The sequence below is a fragment of the Gordonia sp. YC-XJ4 genome, from assembly GCF_059511865.1.
This window is the reverse complement of sequence record NZ_CM183447.1, coordinates 1,605,970-1,628,960: the sequence shown is the minus strand read 5'-3', so window position 1 is coordinate 1,628,960 and position 22,991 is coordinate 1,605,970. Positions and strand designations below refer to the sequence as shown.

Below are 22,991 nucleotides of genomic sequence, written 5' to 3'. Positions count from 1 at the left end.
GGCTGGTGCGCTCGTCAGTGGGTGGGTACGGCGGCCGGGTCGGGGGTGACGTGGCGGTCGACGAACTCGTCGAGTTCGCGGTACACCTCGTGCGAACTCTCCGCCCACGGCATCAGGATCGGGAAGACGTGAAACATGCCGCGTTCTTCCAGCGACATGACCTCGATGTCGGCCGCACGCAGGGTCTCCACGAATTCGCGGATGGGATCACGGAACATCTCGTCGGCACCCCACGTCACGAAGGTCGGCGGGAACCACCGCGCGTCCGGTTCGGCTTTCGTCATCGACACCCGCGTGTCATCGGGTGAGACGCCATGCAGATAGGGCGTGACGGGCACGTTCCAGGGCAGGATGTCGGTCTTGGCGTTGTCGGTGATCGACGGGTGGTCGAGATCGAGATCGACCTCCGGGGAGAACAGCGCCAGAGCCGCCGGGCGCGGCGCCCCGATCTCCGACAGGTAGGTGACCAGCGAGGTCGCCAACCCGCCGCCGCCCGAATCACCGGCGATGACGAGGTGATCGGCGTCGACGCCACGCTCGAGCAGTCCGCGGTAGACATCGGCGGCGTCGTGCACCCCGGCGGGGAACGGGAACTCCGGCGCCATCCGGTAGTCGGCGATGAAGACCTCGCATCCGGTGCCGCTGCACAGGGATGCGGCGAAGGCCGAGTACATCATCGGGGTGGTCCCGATGTATCCGCCGCCGTGCAGGTAGAGGATGGTGCCGTCGATGGTCTTCTTCTGCGCGTCGTCGTCGACGAAGGCATCCGAACTCGCCCGTGATCGCACCCACAGCCCGGGTACCCCGTTGATCTCGTCGTCGGTGACCTCGACGTCGTCGGTGAGGTGGATGAACGGTGGGATGACCGTCCGGCACAGTTCGTCGAGCACCTTCTCCATCGACCGGAATTCCTCGATGGGCAGGCCGACGATGTAGCCCATGAACGAGCGCACGGCCTGACGCGTGACCGACTGCCCCACGTTGTCGAGTAGTCCGCCCGGCCCCTGCCAGAACCGGCGGAACGGCACGCGGGCCAGGCCGTTGAGCATGCTGTCGGCCAAGCCGACCATGGTCAACGCCGTCACCGGCGCCGATGCGGTTGCGACCCCGGGACGATCAGCCATCACCATGGGGCCAGGGTATCGGGTGATGTCCGGATCGGCCCGGTCATCCGACCGGCGGGGCCTTGGCGGCACGCCCACGTCCCGGAGCCCGGAGCCTGAGCCGGAGTACGAATACAACTTCCACGGAATAGGGTGAAAACAGCCGAAAATCGGGGTCGGTACCCCGCTGCGGTGGAAGCTGTATTCGTACACCGCTCAGCGGCGACCGGGAGCCGCGGGATTCGCCGACGTTCGCGCTGACCAGAGCGTGACGGGGTGGGCTGCGGCCGGGAGCGACCCCGTATCCTGTCATCACTATGCCCAGTGACCTGACCAGCACCGACGCCCCGACTTCGCCGGACGCCCCGACCACGGACGCGACCGCCTCGCACGGAGCGGGCCGCCCGTACTACCTCACCACCGCGATCGCCTACCCCAATGGCGCACCGCACATCGGGCACGCCTACGAGTACATCTCCGCCGACGCGTTGGCCCGGTTCAAGCGGCTCGACGGCTTCGACGTGCGCTTCCTCACCGGCACCGATGTGCACGGGCAGAAGATGCAGCAGACCGCGGAGAAGGAGGGCATCCCGACCGCAGAACTCGCCAACCGCAACTCCGACCGGTTTCAGGAGCTGCAGGATCGTCTCGGTTCGAGTTATCACCGTTTCATCCGGACCTCCGACGAGGATCACAAACGGGCGTCGGCGGCGATCTGGCAGCGCATGGTCGACGCCGGCGACATCTACCTCGACACGTACTCCGGCTGGTACGACGTGCGCGACGAGATGTTCTACGCCGAGGGCGACACCGAGGTCGACGACGCCGGGCAGCGCGTGGCCACCGACACCCGTCACGTCCTGACCTGGACCGAGGAGCAGAGCTTCTTCTTCCGGCTGTCGGCGTATCAGGACAAGTTGCTCGATCTCTACGAGAGCCACCCGGAGTTCGTCGGGCCCGACGTGCGGCGCAATGAGGTGGTGAGCTTCGTCAAGGGTGGGCTGACCGATCTGTCGGTGTCGCGCACCACCTTTGACTGGGGTGTGCCGGTGCCCGGGCATCCCGATCACGTCATGTACGTGTGGGTCGACGCGCTGACCAACTATCTGACGGGCGCGGGTTTTCCCGACGACGAGGCCACCTACGAACGGTATTGGCCGGCCGATCTGCACATCATCGGCAAGGACATCATCCGCTTCCACTGCGTGTACTGGCCGGCGTTCCTGATGAGCGCAGGCCTGCCGCTGCCCAAACGTGTGTTCGCCCACGGCTTCTTGTTCAACCGCGGCGAGAAGATGAGCAAGTCCGTCGGCAACGTCGTCGACCCGGACAACCTCATCGACGAGTTCGGTCTCGATCCGGTGCGGTACTTCTTTCTGCGCGAGGTGTCCTATGGGCAGGACGGGTCGTACTCGGCGGAGGCGATCGTCTCGCGGATCAACGCCGACCTGGCCAACGAGTTCGGCAACCTCGCCCAGCGCACCCTGTCGATGATCGGCAAGTACTTCGACGGCGCGGTGCCGGCTCCGGCCGAGTTCACCGAGGACGATCGGCGATTGCTCACGGCCACAGACGAATTGCTGCCGAAGATGCGTGAGCACTTCGACGCCCAGGCGATTCATCTCGGTCTCGAGACGCTGTGGACGACGCTGGCCGAGACCAACCGCTACATCTCCGCACAGGAACCGTGGAAACTGGCCAAGACCGATCTGGCGCGCACCGGCACCGTGCTCTACGTGTGCGCCGAGGTTGTGCGTGTGGTGTCCCTGTTGGCCCAGCCGGTCATGCCGACGGCCTGCGGCACACTGCTCGATCTGCTGCGCGTCGACGACCACCGCGACTTCGCGGCCGTCGCGCAGCGACTGGTGCCGGGAACCGAACTGCCCAAGCCCGCACCGGTTTTCCCTCGTTACGAGGCGTGATCGTTCCGGCATGACGGCCACCGCGCTCGACGTTCTGCGGTCGTTGCGGCACGCGGCGAAAGAGGGCGTGCCCGGTCCGGCGGCACTCATCGGCGACTGGTGGGATGCCGACGCGGTGATCGCGCCGTCGATCGAGATTCGCGCCGGGTCGGGCCCACCCGACCGCACCGACCGATTCTGGTTGGGCTACTGCGGTTTCGGTGGTTCACACGCACCCGCGGCCACGCTGCCGTCGTGTGCGGGCGGACTCACCGAGCGTCTACTGGTACTGCGCGACGGGCAGTGGCGACACGTGTCGGTGGATGGCTCACCGCAGCCCGGCTGGGTGACCCGGGCGATGGACGACGCCGCGCTGGGTCGGGTCGGCGGAAACCCGCCGCGTTCGGAGTTGATGTGTTCGGGGTCGCGGTGGTCGGCACGATGGACGCCACCGGATCACGCGCACCACGTCGAGGCCATCGACAAGTGTCTGGAGGCGATCCGCGCCGGCGACATCTACCAGGCGTGCGTGTGCACCCGCTTCACCGGCCACCTCGAGGGGTCGGCCTTGGAGTTCTATCTCGACCTCACCGGCGCGACCCGTCCGGCCAAATCGGCCTTCCTGCAAGGTGAGTGGGGTGCGGTGGCGAGTTTCTCGCCGGAGACGTTCCTGCGCCGGACCGGCAACATCGTCTCGTCGTCGCCGATCAAGGGCACCATCGCCGCCGACGCCGACCCGAGCCTGTTGTCGGCGTCGACGAAGGACATCGCCGAGAACATCATGATCGTCGACCTCGTCCGCAACGACCTCGGGCGCGTCGCGGTCACCGGATCGGTGCGAGTCGCCGACCTTCTCACCGTCGTCCCGGCACCCGGTGTGTGGCACCTGGTGTCGCGGGTGGAGGCGATCGTGGCGCCCGACGTCGGCAATTCCCGACTCCTCGACGCCACCTGGCCACCGGCCTCGGTCACCGGCACCCCGAAACTACGGGCGCGCGAGCTGCTCGCGGAATGGGAATCGTCGCCGCGCGGAGTGTATTGCGGAGCAGTCGGTCTCGCCGGACCCGACGCGCTCCTGGATCTCAACGTCGCCATCCGCACCGTCGAGATCTCTCCCGGCGGCGGGCTGGAGCTCGGCGTCGGCGGCGGCATCACCATCGACTCCGATCCCGAACGTGAATGGCAGGAGTGCCTCGACAAGGCGGCCAGCATCATCTCCGCACAGGCCTGACGCCACAAGTCGCCGGTCAGTCCGCCGATCGTGCCGCCAGCACCGCCTCGTACACATCGCGTCGAGAGGCGTTGGTGCCCTTGACGACCTGCGCGCACGCGTCTTTCAAACGCATCCCGTCGTCGGCGAGTGCCGTTGCACGGGTGACGAGTTCGTCGAGGTCGGGTTCGCCGGCAACGGCACCGGCGAGCACCACGGTGATCTCGCCTCTGACCCCGTCGGCGGCCCACGCGGCCAGTTCGGCGAGCGTTCCGCGCCGCACTTCCTCGTAGGTCTTGGTCAGCTCACGGCACACCGCCGCCCGACGCTCCGGGCCGAGGACCTCGACGGCGTCGGCGAGACAGTCGGCGAGTCGGTGCGGCGATTCGAAGAACACGGCGCTGCGTGATTCGTCGCGCAGCACGCCCAGCCAGTCGCGGCGCGCCCCGGACTTGCGGGGTGCGAACCCCTCGAAGCAGAACCGTTCCGACGGCATCCCCGACACCGCCAGCGCGGTGGTGACCGCCGACGGCCCGGGCAGTGCGGTCACCCGCAGTCCGGCGTCGGCGCAGGCCACGACGATGCGATAGCCGGGGTCGCTGACCGACGGCATGCCGGCGTCGGTGATCAGCAGCACCGTGGCGCCGGCGGCGATGGCCTCCACGAGGCGCGGTGTGCGGGCGGCCTCGACCTGGTCGTAGTAGCTGATGAGTTCACCGGCGATGGTCACCTCCAGCCCGGCGGCCAGGGCGCGGGCGCGGCGGGTGTCCTCGGCGGCGACGATGTCGGCGGTGCGCAGGGCCTCGACCAGGCGAGGTGACGCGTCGTCGTATCGGCCCATCGGGGTGGCCGCGAGCACCAGTGCACCCGTCGGCGACGGCGAAGTCATCCCGCAAGCCTACGGCCTGGCCGGTCGCCGTCCGGCGACCATTACGATCGGACGAGTGACCCTCACCGCCGGCGACGTCGCCCAGCGCGACCGACACCTCAGCGCCGAGATCACGGCGTCGGCGCACCCGACCGCGCCACGGCCCGGCCCGGAGATCCCGAACCCTCTGTTCGGCGCTCCCGATCGCGTTCGCGGACTGATCGTCGGCCTGGTCATCACGTTGCTCGCGACGATCACACGCTTCTGGTCGCTGAACACGCCGACCGACGACGGCACCCCGATCTTCGACGAGAAGCACTACGTCCCGCAGGGCTGGCAGGTCCTCACCGGCGGCAATTGGATCGAGGACAACCCGGCCTACGGGCTGGTCGTGCATCCACCGGTCGGCAAATGGCTACTCGCCGCCGGCGAGGCCATGTTCGGTTACACCCCGCTCGGGTGGCGGGTGATCTCGGCGCTGTCGGGCATCGCGATCGTGGTGATGATCTACCTCGTCGTACGACGCATGACCCGATCCACCCTGATCGGCGCGATCGCCGGGATCTTCGCGATCTGCGACGGCGTGCTCGTCGTCCAGTCACGGCTGGGCATGCTCGACATCTTCCAGGCACTGTTCGTCGTGGCGACCTTCACCGCGCTGATCGCCGACCGCGACCAGGTGCGGGCACGCATGCACAAGGTGTATCTGGAAGGCCGCATCCACGATTCGGTGTTCGGGCCGCGCCTGGGCTTTCGCTGGTATCGCTTCACCGCGGGCGTCATGCTCGGGCTGACCTGCGGTACCAAATGGTCGGGGATCTACTACATCATCTTCTTCGGGCTGCTCTCGGTGGGCTTCGACGTCGCCGCCCGCAAGGCCTATCACGTGCAGCGCCCCTGGCTGGGCACGTTGCGTCGCGACGTCTTCCCGGCGGGCATGAGCCTTGCCGTGATGCCGATCGCCATCTACCTGGCGACGTTCATCCCGTGGTTCTCCAGTGAGACGTCGGTGTACCGCTATCAGGTCGGCAACACCATCGGCACCGGTGGCACATGGTCGTGGTTGCCCGGCGCGTGGCGCTCACTCTGGTACTACGAGGCCGGTGTACTGAGCTTCCACGAGCATCTCACCAACTCGGCGGGCAACCACCACCCGTGGGAATCCAAGCCGTGGACGTGGCCGATGAGCCTGCGGCCCATGCTCTATGCCCTGGAGAACGGACCCGACCAATGCGGCGGCGGCGAATGTGTCCGCGCGCAGATGCTCATCGGCTCACCGGCGATGTGGTGGTTGTCGGTGCCGATGCTGCTCTGGGGCATGTGGTCGTGGTTCGTGCGACGCGACTGGCGCTACGCCGCGGTCGTCACCGCCTACGCCGCCGGCTACCTGCCGTGGTTCATCGAACTCGACCGTCAGATGTACTTCTTCTACGCGACCGTGCTCGCGCCGTTCCTGGTGATGGGATTGGCATTGGCCTGCGGGGACATCCTGCGCGGATCGCGACGCGCCGTGCCGGGCACCCGACCGGAGAGGCAGGCGCTCGCGGTCATCGTCGTCGCCCTCTATGTGGGGCTCGTCGTCGCCAACTTCGTCTGGCTGTGGCCGATCCTGACCGCCTCCCCCATCTCGCCGACGATGTGGCGGCAGGAGATCTGGTTGCCCAGCTGGGGCTGATACCCGATCGACGCGATCAAGCGCACGGTCGACGGTTGTTGCCGGGCTACTCGGTGCGCGGTGTCGCGCCCGCCCCGTCCGAAACCTGCCCGTCCGAAACGCGACCGCCCGGAACCTGCCCGTCCGGGCTCGCCACGATCGGCGTGGTGCCGGCGACCGGCATCTCACCGGTGCTGATCACCTCGGCCTGTTTGCGGATGTGGTCGTCGACCTGTCCGGCGAGGATCTGACGCGACACGATCAGCGGGTCACGCCGCAGATCCATGTACAGCGAGACGCACATGCCGATCATCACCAGGACGAACGGCAGCGCGGCGATGATCGCCATCTGCTTGATGCCGTTGAGGGCTTCGTGGTCGGGGTCGTCTCCGCCCATCGCAAGCAGCAACGCGGCGACGGCACCGGTCAGCACACCCCAGAACACGGTCGTCACCCGGCGTGGCTCGTGGGTGCCGCGCTCGGAGAGCGTACCCATCACCAGTGACGCCGAGTCGGCGCCGGACACGAAGAAGATCGCGACGAGGATCATCACCAGCGCTGAGGCGATACCCGTCCACGGCAGGTTGGCCAGCACATCGAACAGAGTGTCCTCGCTGGCGGCGGTGGCGGGGTCGAACGGCAGCACGCCGTCCATGTTCTCCCGGATCGCGGTGCCGCCGAAAATGCAGAACCACAGCAACGACACCACCACCGGCACCACCATGACGCCGATGACGAATTCACGGATCGTCCGGCCCTTGGAGATCTTGGCCAGGAACATCCCGACGAACGGGGTCCACGACACCCACCACGCCCAGTAGAAGATCGTCCAGTCGGCCAGCCACTGCTGACCGTCGGCGTCGACGGTGGCGCCCGAGCGCGCCGAGAAGAACGGCAGATCGTTGAGATAGGCGCCGAGGGTGGTCGGCAGCAGATCGAGGATGAAGACGGTGGGGCCGACCACGAAGACGAAGACCGCGAGGATCAGCGCCAACACCATGTTGATGTTGGACAGCCACTGGATACCCTTGGCGATCCCCGACACCGCCGACGCCACGAAGCACGCGGTGAGGATCGCGACGATCGCCACCAACAGCATGGTGCCCGGATTGTCGAGCCAGCCGACCTTGCTGATCCCCGAACCGATTTGCAGCGCACCGAGTCCCAGCGAGGCGACGGTCCCGAACAGGGTCGCGAAGATCGCGAGGATGTCGATGATCTTGCCGATCGGACCGTTGGTCCGCGACCCCAGCAGCGGGGCGAACACCGAGCTGATCAACTGGGTACGCCCACATCGGTAGGTGCCGTAGGCGATCGCCAGCCCGACCACCGCGTACATCGCCCAAGGGTGAAAACCCCAGTGGAACATGGTCGTTGCCATGGCGGTGCGCACGTCGGCGGCGGTCATCTCCGGTGGCGCGTCGACGAAGTGGAACAGCGGCTCGTAGGAGCCGAAGAACATCAGGCCGATGCCCATGCCGGCGCTGAACATCATCGCGATCCAGCTGACCGTGCGGTATTCGGGCTTCTCGTCGTCGGCACCGAGCGGGATGCGACCGTACTTGCTGACCGCGAGATAGACCGCGAAGATCACGAATCCGGTGGCCGCCAACACGAACAGCCAGCCGAGATTGGTGGTGATCCATCCGAGGACGGTGTCGCTGACCGTGTTGAGGCTGTCGGGGCCGATCAGCCCCCAGGCGACGAAACCGATGACGATCGCGGCAGTGACCCCGAACACCGTCGGATCCAACGAGACTCGCGTTCCGGTTGCGGGTTTTTGGGCTTTTTGCACCAATTCACACAAGCAACAATCTTGGCGAACTTCAACTCCAGCCGAGAGCGCGCCGCAGCATGTCGAGGATCGCCGCGTCGTCGAACCCCAGCTCACGCAGGCTTTTCACATGCTCGACGGTGGTGTTCTGGGCGGCCGCGAGCCGGGCGTCGGGGCCGGCCTTGATGAACGATCCGTGACGTCCGCGGGTCTCGATGATGCCGCCCGCCTCGAGTTCGCGGTAGCTGCGGGCAACGGTGTTGGGCGCGAGGCGCAGATCCGATGCCAGTGCCCGGACCGTCGGAATCCGCGCCCCCACCAAGATCTTTCCCGACCCGATGAGCTCGATCACGCCCAACCGGATCTGTTCGTAGGGCGGGCGCGCGGCGGTGGGATCGATGCGCAGCAGCCCGGCGAGGTGGATGGGCACGTTGGGGTCGGTGGTCACGGGGCCTCAGATCTCGTCACGTGCGAGCGGGCAGGCCATGCAGCGCGGGCCACCACGCCCCGCGTCGAGTTCGGAACCGTCGATCTCGATGACCTCGATGCCCGACTCCCGCAGCCGTCGGTTGGTGTCGGAGTTGTGGCGGTAGGACACGACGAAGCCGGGCTCGACGGCGAGGGTGTTGCTGCTGTCGTTCCACTGACCGGGATCGGCCACCCCGGTGGCGAGGTCGGGTTCGACCAGCGTGATGCGGTCCCGGCCCATCGCCTCGGCCGCGGCGTCGGCGAACGGACGCGCCTGCGACACGCTCACCCCGCCAGTGCCGTCGTCGCGAACGGCAAAGGCGGACATGCCTTCTGCCATCACCGGGTGCACCAGGAACTTCTCGGCGTCGACCATGGTGCACATCGTTCCCAGGTGCATGAATACCCCGGTCCGCTCGATCGGGATCGCGAGGACGGTGTGGGCGAGCGCATCGGCGAACAGGCTCTGGGCCAGTGCCTCCGCGCCGGCCGGGGTGGTGCGCTCCCCCACCCCGACCGCCACGACACCCGGGGCGAGCAGCAGGACGTCGCCGCCCTCGACCGGTGCCACCCGGGACTCGTAGGCGCGACGCGCCCCCAGGAACCGCGGGTGGTGGGCGTAGATCAGGTCGACGAGCGACGCCTCGCGGGCCCGCGCCCGACGCGCCAGCGACGAGATCGCGAACCGCGAACCCACCCAGAACGAGCTGTCGCGGCTGTAGAGCAGATTGGGCAGCGGTTCGATCGCGAACTCGTCGTCGTGATGCATCTGCCGCACCAGCGACGACGACGTCGATACGTTGATGTCGGGCAGTTCGCCGAAGGTGATCCCGCCGGTGAGGACGCGGGCGAGATCGGCGGCCGGCAGCGCGCGCAGATGGCGGCTGAGCTCGTCGACGAGGTGCGGGCCGAGCCTGCGCACCCCGACGGCCGCCGAGATGCCCTGGATGCGTGCGGCCCCACTGTGTTCGATCGCCTCGGTGAGCAGATCGCCGAGTAACAGCACCTCGACGCCGCGGTCGCGCAGCGCGCCGGCGAAGGCGTCGTGCTCGTCGCGGGCGCGTGTGAGGTCGGGAACCCGGGCGAAGAGGTAGTCGGCGTCGTTCGCGGTGGTCAGCCGCGCCAGCTCCGGGCCGGGGCGATGCATGATCACCGCACGCAGTCGGCCCACCTCGGTCGTGCATCCCAGGACGGACGGGCCGGCCGCGACAGAGGCGTCGGGGGGCGCGGGGGATTCGGGGGTCCTCGCCATGCCCTCATACGTTAGTCGGGAGTGGCCGGTGTCTCCGGGTCGGTGAGCTTGGCCGGTGCGCCGAGCACCTCCGGGGCGGTTTCCCGGGCGAAGAGCCACATCACGAAGGCGAACGCCGCGACGGCGGCGGTGAAGACGAAGGCCGGCCCGAATCCGACTCTGTCGGCGACGTATCCGACGATCACCGGCCCGCCGATGGCACCGAGATCCGACGACATGCCGTAGGCGGCCAGCGCCGATCCACCCTGTTTACGGGCACCGAGCACGTCGGCCAGCGCGGCCTGATGGGTCGGCGCGAACAACCCGGAGCCGACGCCGGCGAGCACCGAGAGCCCCAAGGCCACCCAAATATTCGGTGAGAAGCCGAGCACCGCGGTCGAGACCGCCATGATGAGCAGCCCGGGCAGCATCACCTTGCGGCGACCGTAGCGGTCGGAGAAGCGGCCGGCCGCCAGGATCGCGGCGACATTGCCGACGGCGTACACCGCGAGCACCACACCGGCCATCGCGGGCTCCTGACCCAGACCATCGGTGATGAACAGCGGCACCACCGCCACCCGAACACCCATCGACGCCCAGCCCTGGGTGAAGTTGGACGCCAGGATCGCCCGATAGGCGCTGTCGCGCAGCGCCGTCCGCAGCGTCATCACCCCGTGGGCGGCGCCGGTCTCGGTGGGCGGGGCACCACTGTCGCGGAGCTGGGTGGCCACCACCAGCGACGCGATCACCAACGCGACTGCGTACACGACGAACGGCATCCGCAACCCGAACCCGACCAGTGCCGCACCCACCAGCGGACCGGTGATGTTGCCGATCAAGAAACCCGCGGAGAAGAACCCGGCCACGCGGCCGCGGATGTCGTTGGGCGACAACCGGATCAGAAGCGCCATCGCCGACACGGTGAACATCGTCGATCCGATACCGCCGAGCCCCCGGAAGATCAGCAGTTGCACGTAACTCTGGGCGAAGGCGCACGCGAAGGTACTCGCGGCGACGATCAGCAGGCCGGACAAATAGATTCGGCGTTCGCCGAGCAGTGTGACCAGCCGTCCGGTGGTCGGGGCGAACAGCAGACGCATCACCGCGAACGCCGACACCACCGCCGACACCGCGGTGTAGCCGACGTCGAAGCTACGCGCGAAACTCGGTAGCGCCGGGGCGATCAGGCCGAAGCCGAGCGCGATGACCACATTGGCGCTCAGCAACACCCAGATTCCGCGGGGGATCTGTTTCATCCGCGGTCGCTCATGGGAGTTCGGGAAGCCGGTCGAGGGCGTCGGCGGTCTTCGATCGGCCGAGTTCGATCATCTCCGAGGCCTTGTGAAAGTCCAGCGTGCGCACCGACTTCCGCGGGATCTCGATGAGGATGTCGGGTGGATACCCGGCGATCTGATGTCGGGTCAGGGCGATCGACATGATGTCGAGGGACCGGCTGAGCACCTCGATGCGGCCCATGGTCTTGGGCTCCCCGGTCTTGGGCTCACCCGTCTTGGGCTCTCCGGTCTTGGGTTCACCGGTCTTGGGTTCACCGCCCGGGTCCTCGCCCGCCGGCCCGATGTCCTCGGTCCCGGAGGGGACGGTGTCGGCGGAATCCGGGGCGTCGGCGTGCGGGTCGAGACCGATGCGGTCGCGGACCGAGCGCACGAATTCGCTCGACAGGATAGGGTCGACGTTGCGTCGGATGACGCCCTTGGCCTTGGTCTCCCGGGCCGCGCGCGCCGCGGAGCCACCCTCTCCGTCGAGGACCACGCCGATGGTGACGTCGCTGGCGACCGCGGAGGTCGGCGCCACCGGCAGCGGGTCGAGGATGCCGCCGTCGGCGAGCAGCCGACCGTCGAGCAGGTGGGGTGCGATGACTCCGGGGATCGCGATCGACGCGCGGATCGCGTCGACGAGTCGCCCGCGCTGAAACCACACCGACCGGCCGGCACCGAGGTCGGTGGCCACGGCGGTGAACGGGATGGGCAGGTCCTCGATCGCTACGTCGCCGAGGATGTCCTGCACGCGCGCGACGATGCGTTCGGCGCCGATGACCCCGCCCGGTTTGGTCAGCGACACATCGAGCAGTCGCATGACGTCGAGTTGGTTGAGGCCGCTGATCCACTCGACGTACTCGGCGAGTCCACCGGCACAATGCAATCCGCCGACGAGGGCGCCCATCGACGAGCCGGCGATGCTGACGAGGGAGAAGCCGCGGGCCTCGAGTTCGGCGATCACCCCGATATGGGCGTACCCGCGCGCACCTCCACTGCCCAGGGCGAGGGCCACCCGTGAACCTCCGGCCATGGGTCCAGCTTAGGGCGCCTCGTGCATCCGCCGGGGAGTGGTCTCATTCCTCCAGCAACCGACGCGGCCCGGGGCCCTGCCGGTGCAGTTCGTCCCCGGGATTGAGCAGGCGACACGCACTCAACGACAGACATCCGCACCCGACGCAGGAGCCGATCATGTCGCGCATCTTCTCCAGCAGTGCGATGCGGTGATCGAGGTCGTCGATCCAGCGTTTCGACGCCGCTTCCCACATGGCCGTCGACGGTGATTCGGCGTCACCGAGTTCGCCGAGTACCTCGGCGATCACCGCGAGCGGGATCCCGGCGGTCTGGGAGGCCTTGATGAAGGCCACCCGGCGCAGCATCGCGCGGTGATAGCGACGCTGGTTGCCCGCGGTGCGGCGGGAGAAGATGAGACCTTGCTCCTCGTAGTACCGCACCGCGGACGTGGCGATCCCGGCTCGCAGGGCGAGTTCCCCGACGGAGAGCTCGATCTTCTTCAGGCCCATGGGAACCGATGATGCCCCACCGGGCGGCCATCGCCACCGCAACCCGTGCCGGAGATTGCTCGGTTCAGCTGCGGACGACCATCACCGGCAGATGCGCCTGGTGCAGGATCTTCTGGCTGGTCGAACCGAGGAGCAGACCCTTGAAGCCGCCACGGCCACGGCTGCCGACGACGACGAGACCGGCGTTGTACTTCTCGGCCGCCGACAACACGGCCTTGCCCGGTTCTTCCGGCAGCACCTCGCGCACCACCTCGACGTCGGGGAACTCCTGGCTGTATCCGGCCAGACGCTCGGCGAGGGCGGCGACGGCGTCCTGCGACATCCGCTCGACCTCGTCGGGGTCGATGCCGTAGCCGTGCAGGGCGTCGGCGTCGAGCGGGGTCCAGGTGTGCACCGCGATGAGCTTGGTGGTGCGCAACGACGCCTGGCGGAAGGCCTCCTTGATGGCGCTGTCGCTGACGGGCGTGTCGTCGATGCCGACGACGACCGGTGCACTCGGCTCCGACGGCCCGCACACCACCACCACGCGCCCACGCGAGTGGGCGGCCACGGTGGTGCTCACCGATCCCAGGAACAGTCCCTTGATGCTGCCGAGCCCACGGGTACCGAGCACGATCGCGGCCTCGTCCTTGCCGAGTTCGAGCAGCACGCGTGCGGCGTCGCCGTCGACGATCGAAGCGTGGATCGTCAGGTCCGGGGCGATGGCCTTCGCCACGTCCGCGGCGGCGTGCACGGCGTCGGTGGCGTCCTGACGGATCGCGTCGATGACGTCTTGCGGAATGATCAGGCCGGGCGCGTAGTCGCTCGTGCTCGCGTCGTAGACGCCGACCAGCTTGAGCTCATGCCCTTCGAGGTGAGCGGCGGCCGCGGCCCACTTGACTGCATCGGTCGACGCTTCCGACCCGTCGACGCCGACGAGGATTGCGCTCATTGTCTTGTCATCTCCCTTTGTGGCGAACATCTGTGGACATACCTTCCACTGTTCATCCTGCCACGTCCGAACTCACCGGTAATGAGAAGAAAGTCCTGACCATTGCGGGTTTCGGCCCGGAGCGTAGGGTCGGAGATGACCGATTCACATCCCCCGCGATCCGATGTCCGGAAGGTCGATGACCCCCGACGAAACACCCCCACCACCCGATTCCCGCCCGCCCGGTTCTCCCCCGGGACCGGGCCCAGAGGAGCCGTCGACTCTGCGCGCCGCCGTCACCTACGGAATCGTGGTCATCGGTCTCGGCCTGGCGACGCTGCTCGTCGCGTTGGCATCCTCGGACGGATTGCGCACCGCACTGGTGGTCGCCGCCCCGATCGTCGTCGGCGTCGGCGCCCTCGGCGGTTTGTGGCGGACCTACACCGTCTGGCGCGCGGGTGGGCGCTGGCAGGTGTGGCAGGGTGCGGCGTGGTTTCTGCTCGCCACCTTCGTGGTCTTCCTGTTCAGCACGGCTCCCGCACTGGTCGGCTGATCGGTCCACACCTGATCGGCCCACACACCGCCGGATCGGCGCAGGTGCACCGGCTACACTCGTACCGCAATGGGCCAGGAGCGCAACGGGAGCGAGAACGTGACGCAGGGTGAGGTTGCGCCGGAGGGTGAGGGCCCGACCACACCGCCCGAACAGCAGACGCCGTCCGAGCCTGCCCCCACACAGCCGCAGGCACCGGCACACTACGGCCAACTCAGCCCCGGAACCGTCTTCGCCGGCTACCGCATCGATCGGGTGCTGGGTCACGGCGGAATGGGCACCGTGTACGTGGCGGCGCATCCGCGCCTGCCACGTCTGGACGTCCTCAAGCTGCTCAATCCCTCGTTCTCCAATGATCCGAGCTTTCGTGCCCGCTTCGAACGCGAAGCCGACCTCGCCGGCAGCCTCGAGCACCGCAACATCGTCTCGGTCTACGACCGTGGCGTCGAGAACGGCCAGCTGTGGATCGCGATGCGCTATGTCCGCGGCTACGACGCCGCATCGCTGATCCGTAGCCGCCCGACGGGCATCGACCCGGCCTTCGCCGTGCACATCATCTCCGAGATCGGGATCGCGCTGGATCACGCGCACCGGCGCGGGATGGTGCATCGTGACGTCAAACCGGCGAACATCCTCATCGAGTCCGACGACGACGGCACCACCGGCGCGATCATGTTGACCGACTTCGGTATCGCTCGCGCCGTCGACGACGCCATGCACCTCACCGACACCGGGCTGACCGTCGCCTCGGTGCCCTACGCGTCCCCGGAGCAGTTGCACGGCTACGAGCTCGACGGGCGCGCCGACATCTACGCGCTCGCCTGCACCTTTGTCGAATTACTCACCGGCGCACCGCCGTTCCCCCGTGACAATCGACTCGCCGCGATGAGCGCACACCTACACGACACGCCGCCATCGGTCCGAGACCGGGTACCGACGCTGCCGCCGGAACTCGACACGGTCCTCTCGATCGCACTGGCCAAGGAACCCGACGAACGGTACCGCACGTGCGCGGAGTTCTGCTATGCCGCCGCCACCGCCGTCGGGGTGGCGCCGTCACCGAACTCGCCGCTGTCGTCGGGGATGCACACCGCCCTGATCACCGGGCAGACGTCGAATCCCGGCGCGCACACCGGTTCCCGGCGGGCGCCGACGTCGGTGTCCTCCGATCCACGGTTCTCCGATCCACGTTTCTCCGATGCGAGGCGCTCCGACCCCCGGACCGGTGGAATGTCGGGTCGTGTGTTCTCCCCCGCCGGAAACCCGGACAGCGCAACCCAGGTGGTCCAGACCCGGGGCCGACGGCCGGTTACGCCGCCTCCCGCCGGACGCGACGATCGTCGCAAGACGACGCTCCTGGTGTCGCTGGCGACGGTTCTCGCGCTGATCGGCGTGATCGCCGGTGCACTGGCCTACGTCGATCGCCCCGATACCGGAACATGGTCGGCGGCAAGCGCATCCATCGCCGAACAGTTCCCGCAGTTGCTGCCCGCCGGACCCGAGGCGCAGGGCTTCGGCGGCGCGACGTGCTCGGCGGCCACCGGCAACGGACTCGACGCGATCAGCTGCACCGCATCCTCGGGGGTGCAGTACACGGTGTGGCACACCCCGACCGCAGACGACCGCGCCATCGTCGATGACCTCGTCGGTTCCCAGCCGGGCACGCCCCGGACGTGGGCGCAGGGGTCGGTTCGGGTGTCGCGCACCACCGTCGCCAACGGGTGGGTGATCACCAATTTCAACGATTCCGCCCGCGCGCCCTACACGGTGGTGGCCACCTGGGCCGGGCACACCGGCGAGCAGGTACTCGACGAGTGGTGGCGCAACGCACCTTTCGGCTCGTAGGGCCCTCGGCCCGTCCGGGTGGGCATCGCCGGCCCGCCGCCGGTCAGGCGTGCCTGAGCCGGTCGATCCGTTCGGCCACCTCGCCCGCGGTCGCGGGCCGCTCCCCGGACAGCGCAAGGCAATTGGCGATCAGGGCACGTTCGGCGCGTTCGAGGTTCTCCGACAGCGCGGGCGGGGTCGACAGGGCCGCGCGGATCGCCAGCAGCGGCTGGGCGTCGGGGACCTCACCGTAGACGCCCTTACCGGTCAGCGCGCGATGCAGCACTGCGCCGAGTGACCAGATGTCGGTGGCCCGGGACGGTACATCACCGGCGAGCAGCGCAGGATCCATGTATTGCACGGCGCCGGGCTGGGCGAAGCTGGTGATCGGTTCGTCGGCGGCGAGCACCCGGGCCAGGCCGAGGTCGGAGATCTTGCCGCCGTGTACCTTCGGGCCCTCTCCCCCGGTGAGCATCACACTCGACGGGGTGATGTTGGCGTGTGCGATCCCGGCCTCGTGCAATGCGTCGACACCACGGGCGGCGTCGGCGAGTGCGGCGAGCGCCACCTCCCGGGTCAGCGCCTCCGCGGGCGCCTGCAGCGAACCGAGCGGGAAGAACTCCATCGCGTACATGAACTGGCCCTGCAGCACCGCGTCGTAGAGCGACGCGAGATAGGGCGAGCGCACCGCGGCGAACGCGCGTAGCTCCCGCACCCCGCGCCGGTAGGCGTCGTCGCTGCACACCCCACTGAACACCTTGAGCACCACGCGGTCGGTGGCGAGCCCGAGTCGTTGTGGTGGCACCGCCAGATAGAAGGTGCCGTTACCGCCCTCACCGAGTCGGCGCAGCACGGTGAAATCCGCGAGCTGTTGTGGGACATCGACTTCTGCCATGTCAGTGCCTCTCCGGGGATGCGGTGGATGGTGGCGGCGATTGTGGGGACGGGGATTCTGGTGATTGCGGGTGTGGCGGTGCGGCCACGGCGGTTCCCGGGCCACGTCCGGCGAACCGGATTCCGATGCGCTCGGCGATCGACTGCTCGCTCGTGCCGGTGTGATCGATGACGGTGTAGGCCGGGGCCACCGTGAGGGTGGCGGGTCCGGCACCCGGTGTCGTGGCGTCGTCGGCGACGAGAACGAGCGTGCCAGGGATCACCAGCAGGTCGGCGTCACCGGTCACCGTCACGCGCACCCCGAGGTCGGAAACCGGCGCCAGGTCGGCGGACAGACGCCGGCGCGACGAGGCGGCGATCACCGTCAACGTGCCGCCGACCGGTTGGCACAGCGCAGCGGCCAACAGCACGGCGGTGCGCCCGGACCTGCTGTCGGTGGCGGCGCAGACCAGCGGCGCGGTCCCCGGCACTGCACCGGCGGCCGGTGACTCGTCGACGACGAGCACCGGTGCACTCGTCACCTCGGCGGCCATGTCGCGCCGGCTCGTGTCGATGACGACGACGTCGGCGGCGCAGTTGGCGGCCATCTCCTCCAGATCCGCACCGGGGTCGGAACTGAAGCGGCACAACACCGACACCGAACACACACCCTCGAGCCGGTTGCCCAGCGCAGTCAGCTTCTCCACCGCCGACGCCATCGCCGAGAGGTCGGGTACCAACGGCACCCCGAGTTCCAGACGCTGTGTGGGCCCGACGGCGGGCAACACGCCGGCGATCACCACGTCGGTGCCCACCCCGGCGGCGAGCAGTCGGCGGTGCCGGGTGAGGAGTTCGCCGACCTCGGCATCGAGGTCGCCGAGGACGATCATGGTGCGCGACGCCGTGCCCGCGGCCAGAGCCCGCCGCTCGGCGGCCGCGATGTCCCGGGCGATGACCGAGTCCGGGTAGATCACCCGCAGCAGCGGCTCGGCGAGGATCGTGGTGACCAGGGCCATGACCACCATCATCGCGAACAGCTCGTCGGAGAGGACCCCGAGTTGCTTTCCGGCACTGAGGATCACCAGTTCGGTGAGTCCACGGGTGTTCATCAGCACCGCGATCGCCGACGCCTGGCGTGACGGTATTCGCGAGAGTCTCGCGCCGGTGAAGGCCCCGGCGAACTTGCCGACGATCGCGACCGCGAGGACCGCGAGCAGTTGCCACCAGGCGTTGGGTCCCATACCGGCGAGGTTCACGCCGAGTCCGGTGACGACGAAGAACATCGGGAGCAACAGCAGGACGCTGACCTGCTCGAGTCGTTCGAGGATCTCGCGGGTGAGCGCTTCACCGCCCACCTTGGGCATGATCGCGCCGAACACGAAGGCACCGAAGATCTGATGGATGCCGATGATGTCGGTCGCCGCGGCCGAGCAGAACAACCCGATCAGGATGACCGCGAGGATGTCGGGCGTCATGCGACCGGCCCGGTCACGCCAGGTGACGAGCTTGCGCAGCAACGGCCGCACGATCAGGAACATCACCGCCACGTAGGCCGCCGTCAGACCGACGATGCGCGCGACCGCGAGCGGGCTGCCACCGGAGATGACCGCGATGACGAAAGCCAATGCGGTCCAGGCGATGATGTCGTCGACGGCCGCGGCAGCCAGACTGAACACACCCGGCGGGGTGCGCTGCATGCCCCGATCGGTGAGGATGCGGGCCAGCACGGGAAACGCCGTGATCGACATGGCGATGCCGAGGAACAGGGCCATCCCGGTCAGGCCGATCTCCTTGCCGCCCACCACCGTGTTGGTCGGGTAGAGCACCACCGCGAGACCGACACCGAGCGCGAACGGCACCACGATCGAGCACACCGAGATGGTCGCGGCGGCCCGTTCACGTCCGGCGACCAAACGCATGTCGAGTTCGAGTCCGACGATGAACATGAACAGCACGAGCCCGATCTGGGCGAGCGCGCCGAGCAGCGGTTGCACCTCGGTGGGGAACAACGCCTCGGTCGGGTTTCCGGGCAGCAGCCCGAGCAGGCTGGGGCCCAACGCGATTCCGGCCGCGATCTCACCGACGACCGCGGGCTGCCGGCAGGCCTGCGCGATACGTCCGCCGATCCGCGCGGCGGCGATCACCACCGCCACGTCGATCAGCAGGAAGGCCACCGTGTGTGCGTCCATCAGTCCGATCCCGTCACGATTCTCGCTACCCGGATCACGCCCGGGCGTGCGGGGACTCGAAGATGAAGTGCCGTCCCCCGATTCGCACGTGCGATCCGGGCGTCAGCAGGTGGGGTTGCCGAGGCGTCAGCCGGATCTCCCGGTTGCCCATCGCGGGGTCGCTGACGTAGGTGCCGTTCGCCGAGCCGAGGTCGATCAGGTGCACATCCCACTCGACCAACCGGATCTCGATGTGCCTGCGGGAGAGCTGACCCGACTCGTCCTGCACCCGGATGGGTTTCGGCGCGCCTCGGCCCGGACGGGTCGGCGCCCCCGGCTCACGTCCGATCACCAGGTCCTCGTCGAGCAGGTAGGTGGAGCCGTTGTCGAGCAACAGCCATCCCAGTGGCGGGCGCTCCCCTTCGACGAGAATGCCGGTCAGCTGATCCATCCGAATCCCGCACACCCCGCACAGCCAGGACCGCGGATGGTTCAGATGTCCGCGACTACAGCGGATTCCGTGGACGTGAGCGCGTGACTCGACGAGCTTGACGACTTCGGTGGCGGGTTTCTGTCTTTCCTGCACCGGCAACGGTTCGCGTTGTTCGGGCACAGCGTCCTGCAAGGAGTCGACCCGGAAGTCGTGATTCGGCACCGGCGCCGGTGGTGGCGACGGGTCGCGGCGCGGCAGCGGATCACGCTGTCCCGATTCACGCTGCGGGGCCGCGGGTGCGGGGCGGTCGGCGCGGGCGAGCCCGGGGCGTGGCGGTTCGTCGGCGTCGTCCGGGGCCAGCGAGGACGACTGGAACTCCCGGGGCGGCTCCGGGGCCTTGGCGATCGACACCGGCTGTGCGGCCTCGGGCCGGGCCGGCTCGGGCCGATCCGGACCAGGATGGGCGGAGTCGGATTGGGCGGGAACCCGTTGCGGTGCTTCGGGTTCCGGTGCGGAGTCCTGGGGTGCGGGCTGGGGTGCGGGGGCCTGGGGTGCCGGGCGCGGCGGTGTCGCGGCGCGCGGCTCGGGGGCCGCCGAGCCGAGATCGAGGACCTCGGTACCGCGCATACCCAGTGGGGTGTGCAGCAGGGCGCCGGCGGCCGGGACGAAACCCTCGACGAGATCGTAGGTTTCCTCACCGGGCTCGGCGGGAACGGCATCGGCGAGGTACAGCCCGAGACCCTCATACGGCCAGGGGATCGCCCGGTCGAACGGCTCGGACCCGTCGGCGCGCAGGCGACGACCATCGGCCTCACCGAAGACCGTGCCGCTCAGATAGATCGCGATCCCCACGCTGTCGGGTGCGGCGAAACCGATGTCGGCGACCTGATCGAGATCGGCGGTCGCCGCGAGTTGTGCCACCGCCCGCACCACGTGGCGACCGCGGCGCGGCATCCGGTCGGCGGTGGCCACCGCGTCCTCGATCGCAAGGATGTCGGGCAGCAGTGCACGAGCATTGTCCCCGAGCACACACAGGAACGCGGTCTTGCGGATGACGATCCCCGGGCCGGGCACCAACGTCACCAGCGGTGTCACACCCGGGCTTGGCACAGGAGCGCTCACACGAACCGCCCTCCCTGAAATCTCCAGTGCGGGAAGATCACCCGCAACGGCCCGTTGAGGACCACCCACACGACCAGCCAGGTCGTCACGAACTGCAGCGCATACGCACCGGCCGGGGGCGGGCCGAGATCGCCCGGGAAGATCGGCACGTACTGCACGACGAACCAGGCGACGACGCCCTCGTTGATCCCGGTGAGCAACCCGAACAACGTCGGCCAGTCCTTTTCCCAACGGAATTGTTGCAGAAGGTGATACACGAACTCCCACGCGACGCCGAGTACGACGACCACCGCGAGCACGAGGAACGCCACCGCATAGGTGTCGCCGAGCGCGGCGCCGTCGGGCAGAAACGGACCGATGATCAGCGTCCAGATCCCACCGACGATGCCCAGCACCAGGATTCGCGTCTGAATTCTTCCCCACAGGGTCGGCAACATGTCAGTCCACACCCTTCCCGCGCGCCCAGCGCCACCACTGTGCCGTCGAGCGCCAGGGCGACAACCGTTTGCAGAAGCCCTGCTTCGCCAGGTCGTCGACGATCTCCAGCGCGGCGATCTGCAAACCGAGGAAGGTGTCGACGCCGGGGAAATAGCCACCGAGAGTGGCCGACCCGGACGCGTAGATCCGGCCGTTGCCGTTGCGAGTACCGATCAGCTCGAAGTTGCGGTCCACGTCCATCCGGCCGACCGGATTGATACCCGCGCCGGTGTGATCGAGCAGGTCGGCGAGCAACCGATGTTCGCGCACATCGGCTTCGAGTCCCGTGCAATCGATCACGTAGTCGGCGTACAGCTCGAAGGTCCCGTCGGGTCGGGCCTCCTGTGTGATCGAGGCGTGTGGGTCGACGCGAACCGTCGCCACCACGCCTTGTCCTCCGGCGGCGGGCACCAGTGACTCCGCCTTGCCGACCGCCACCCGGTACCAGCCCTCGCGACGGCCGCGCTTGAGCTGTTCCTGCCAGGAGTCGCGCACCGGTGTGTTGGTGCCACCCATCTGTTTGTACGCCTCGGCGCGTTCGTGCCCCTCGAGTTTGCGCATCCGCGCCTTGAGCTGGCCACCCCACACCGACTTCGGATAGTTGAAGCCCTGATAGGCCCAGCCGTCTTTTCCCTTGCGCCGCATGAAGATATGCGGCCCGTGCGACTTGTCGACGTAGGTGCGGAACAGGTGCACGATCTGCGTCTGCAGGCCGAGTGCGTCGCGGTCGTCGATCAGCCGCTGCAGCACCCGCGAGGCGACGATGCCCGCGCCGCGGATCATCACCGTTGCCGGGCGCCGCTGCAACGCCTGGTAGATGTGCTCGTGCGGCTCATAGGCATTGACGACCTTGCTCGCATCCCGATAGGTCTCCCGGAACGCCTGCAGGTCGGGCAGCAACTTGATGCCCGGATAGCCGATCGCGACGTGAACCCACTGGCTACGGAACGCGATTCGCCGCGTCGGCGCCCCCGGACCGGCCTCGGGTCCGCTCGGTGGCGTGAGGATCGTGAAGTACCCGCCGCCGGCACGGCGTCGGATCATCCGCACCTGACCCTGTCGCAGGCACTGCAGATACCCGATGCGGTGGCATTCCCTCTCCATCGACTCGAAGGCGTGGCCCGCCTTGGGCGTGTAGTAGTTGGCGAAGATGGGTTCGACGGCGACATTCCAGAGCGGCTTGATCGACTTGGTCGCCCACGCCTCGCGGACCGCGTAGGACGGGAAACCCCAGATGTTGTCCGGCGTGGACGCCGAATCCGATCGCAGCCGCTCACCGCGCGGGATCTGCGAAACCCGCGTGAGGTATTCGTAGGAGTGCCACGGCACATCCTGGGGGCCGAGCACCACGATCCGGTCCAGTGGCACACCGCAGATCCGCAGGTAATCGACGGTGACGAACGACCCGATCCCCGACCCCACGGTCACGAACGGCACGTCGACGACCGGGATCCCGGCCTGCTCGACCATGGCGTCGGTCCACACGTCGGTCTCGATCAGCTCCGGTGTGAGATCGCCGCGGCCCGAGCGTGTTCGGCCCTCGGCATCGCCGAACCCCCGCGATTCGGGACCCGGCACCGGCGAGCCGGGCGGCGCGGGACGGGGTGGAGCCGGACGGGGTTGGC

Annotated in this window: 19 protein-coding genes; 5 read left to right on the top strand and 14 right to left on the bottom strand. The window is 68.3% G+C overall.

Translation table 11 applies throughout. The annotated features are described in order from the left end of the window. Positions 1-14: 14 nt before the first annotated feature. Positions 15-1,130 carry an alpha/beta hydrolase gene (locus AC5ZH6_RS07145; RefSeq protein ID WP_020172054.1) on the bottom strand — a complete coding sequence of 372 codons (1,116 nt, stop codon included), beginning with the start codon at positions 1,128-1,130 and terminating at the stop codon, positions 15-17. A gap of 290 nt (positions 1,131-1,420) precedes the next feature. On the opposite strand from AC5ZH6_RS07145, the gene metG reads away from it, so the two are divergent. Beyond that, positions 1,421-3,025, top strand: a complete 1,605-nt coding sequence (gene metG, locus AC5ZH6_RS07140) for a methionine--tRNA ligase (RefSeq protein ID WP_496168785.1) — start codon at positions 1,421-1,423, stop codon at positions 3,023-3,025. Positions 3,026-3,035: 10 nt separating this feature from the next. Next, the gene (locus tag AC5ZH6_RS07135) at positions 3,036-4,235 is read left to right on the top strand and encodes an aminodeoxychorismate synthase component I (protein ID WP_211542158.1); all 1,200 of its coding nucleotides are present in this window, start codon (positions 3,036-3,038) and stop codon (positions 4,233-4,235) included. A 16-nt stretch (positions 4,236-4,251) separates the two neighbouring features. On the opposite strand, the gene rsmI is transcribed toward AC5ZH6_RS07135, so the two are convergent. After that, positions 4,252-5,103: a 16S rRNA (cytidine(1402)-2'-O)-methyltransferase gene (rsmI, locus tag AC5ZH6_RS07130; RefSeq protein ID WP_211542160.1), complete on the bottom strand. Its 852-nt coding sequence runs from the start codon at positions 5,101-5,103 to the stop codon at positions 4,252-4,254. Positions 5,104-5,212: 109 nt separating this feature from the next. Here rsmI and AC5ZH6_RS07125 point away from each other — a divergent pair, with 109 nt between their 5' ends. Beyond that, complete coding sequence (locus AC5ZH6_RS07125) at positions 5,213-6,757, top strand: dolichyl-phosphate-mannose--protein mannosyltransferase (RefSeq protein ID WP_231387059.1); 1,545 nt, start codon at positions 5,213-5,215, stop codon at positions 6,755-6,757. A gap of 46 nt (positions 6,758-6,803) precedes the next feature. Here AC5ZH6_RS07125 and AC5ZH6_RS07120 read toward each other — a convergent pair whose 3' ends face one another. From AC5ZH6_RS07120 to AC5ZH6_RS07090, 7 genes are all read right to left on the bottom strand, one after another. Then, positions 6,804-8,489, bottom strand: a complete 1,686-nt coding sequence (locus AC5ZH6_RS07120) for a BCCT family transporter (RefSeq protein WP_211542162.1) — start codon at positions 8,487-8,489, stop codon at positions 6,804-6,806. Positions 8,490-8,562: 73 nt separating this feature from the next. Next, on the bottom strand, positions 8,563-8,958 hold the full coding sequence (locus AC5ZH6_RS07115) for a GntR family transcriptional regulator (RefSeq protein ID WP_006369569.1): 396 nt from the start codon (positions 8,956-8,958) through the stop codon (positions 8,563-8,565). A gap of 6 nt (positions 8,959-8,964) precedes the next feature. Continuing rightward, a complete protein-coding gene (locus tag AC5ZH6_RS07110; protein WP_211542164.1) occupies positions 8,965-10,230 on the bottom strand; it encodes an arginine deiminase in 1,266 nt (421 codons plus the stop codon). An 11-nt stretch (positions 10,231-10,241) separates the two neighbouring features. Further along, a complete protein-coding gene (locus AC5ZH6_RS07105; RefSeq protein WP_006369571.1) occupies positions 10,242-11,465 on the bottom strand; it encodes an MFS transporter in 1,224 nt (407 codons plus the stop codon). 10 nt (positions 11,466-11,475) lie between these two features. Beyond that, positions 11,476-12,516: a patatin-like phospholipase family protein gene (locus tag AC5ZH6_RS07100; protein WP_014359263.1), complete on the bottom strand. Its 1,041-nt coding sequence runs from the start codon at positions 12,514-12,516 to the stop codon at positions 11,476-11,478. Between the two features lie 43 nt (positions 12,517-12,559). Continuing rightward, complete coding sequence (gene soxR, locus AC5ZH6_RS07095; protein ID WP_211542168.1) at positions 12,560-13,006, bottom strand: redox-sensitive transcriptional activator SoxR; 447 nt, start codon at positions 13,004-13,006, stop codon at positions 12,560-12,562. A 64-nt stretch (positions 13,007-13,070) separates the two neighbouring features. Beyond that, positions 13,071-13,937 (bottom strand): universal stress protein, encoded by an 867-nt coding sequence (locus AC5ZH6_RS07090; RefSeq protein ID WP_026920292.1) that lies wholly within the window; start codon positions 13,935-13,937, stop codon positions 13,071-13,073. Positions 13,938-14,115: 178 nt separating this feature from the next. Here AC5ZH6_RS07090 and AC5ZH6_RS07085 point away from each other — a divergent pair, with 178 nt between their 5' ends. Next, positions 14,116-14,469, top strand: a complete 354-nt coding sequence (locus AC5ZH6_RS07085; protein ID WP_006369575.1) for a hypothetical protein — start codon at positions 14,116-14,118, stop codon at positions 14,467-14,469. 69 nt (positions 14,470-14,538) lie between these two features. Continuing rightward, positions 14,539-16,314: a serine/threonine-protein kinase gene (locus tag AC5ZH6_RS07080; RefSeq protein WP_014359261.1), complete on the top strand. Its 1,776-nt coding sequence runs from the start codon at positions 14,539-14,541 to the stop codon at positions 16,312-16,314. 43 nt (positions 16,315-16,357) lie between these two features. Here AC5ZH6_RS07080 and AC5ZH6_RS07075 read toward each other — a convergent pair whose 3' ends face one another. Genes AC5ZH6_RS07075 through AC5ZH6_RS07055 form a run of 5 tightly spaced genes read right to left on the bottom strand, consistent with a single transcriptional unit; the run spans position 16,358 to position 22,944 of the window. After that, positions 16,358-17,188, bottom strand: a complete 831-nt coding sequence (locus AC5ZH6_RS07075; RefSeq protein WP_006369577.1) for a protein kinase domain-containing protein — start codon at positions 17,186-17,188, stop codon at positions 16,358-16,360. Between the two features lies 1 nt (position 17,189). Next, complete coding sequence (locus AC5ZH6_RS07070; protein WP_094602456.1) at positions 17,190-19,355, bottom strand: cation:proton antiporter; 2,166 nt, start codon at positions 19,353-19,355, stop codon at positions 17,190-17,192. 34 nt (positions 19,356-19,389) lie between these two features. Further along, the gene (locus AC5ZH6_RS07065; RefSeq protein WP_496168780.1) at positions 19,390-20,889 is read right to left on the bottom strand and encodes an FHA domain-containing protein; all 1,500 of its coding nucleotides are present in this window, start codon (positions 20,887-20,889) and stop codon (positions 19,390-19,392) included. Then, entirely contained in the window at positions 20,886-21,326 is a 441-nt protein-coding gene (locus AC5ZH6_RS07060) for a hypothetical protein (RefSeq protein WP_006369580.1), read from the bottom strand. The genes AC5ZH6_RS07065 and AC5ZH6_RS07060 overlap by 4 nt, the downstream gene beginning before the upstream one ends. 1 nt (position 21,327) lies before the next feature. Further along, complete coding sequence (locus AC5ZH6_RS07055) at positions 21,328-22,944, bottom strand: FAD/NAD(P)-binding protein (protein ID WP_020172060.1); 1,617 nt, start codon at positions 22,942-22,944, stop codon at positions 21,328-21,330. Positions 22,945-22,991 lie beyond the last annotated feature (47 nt).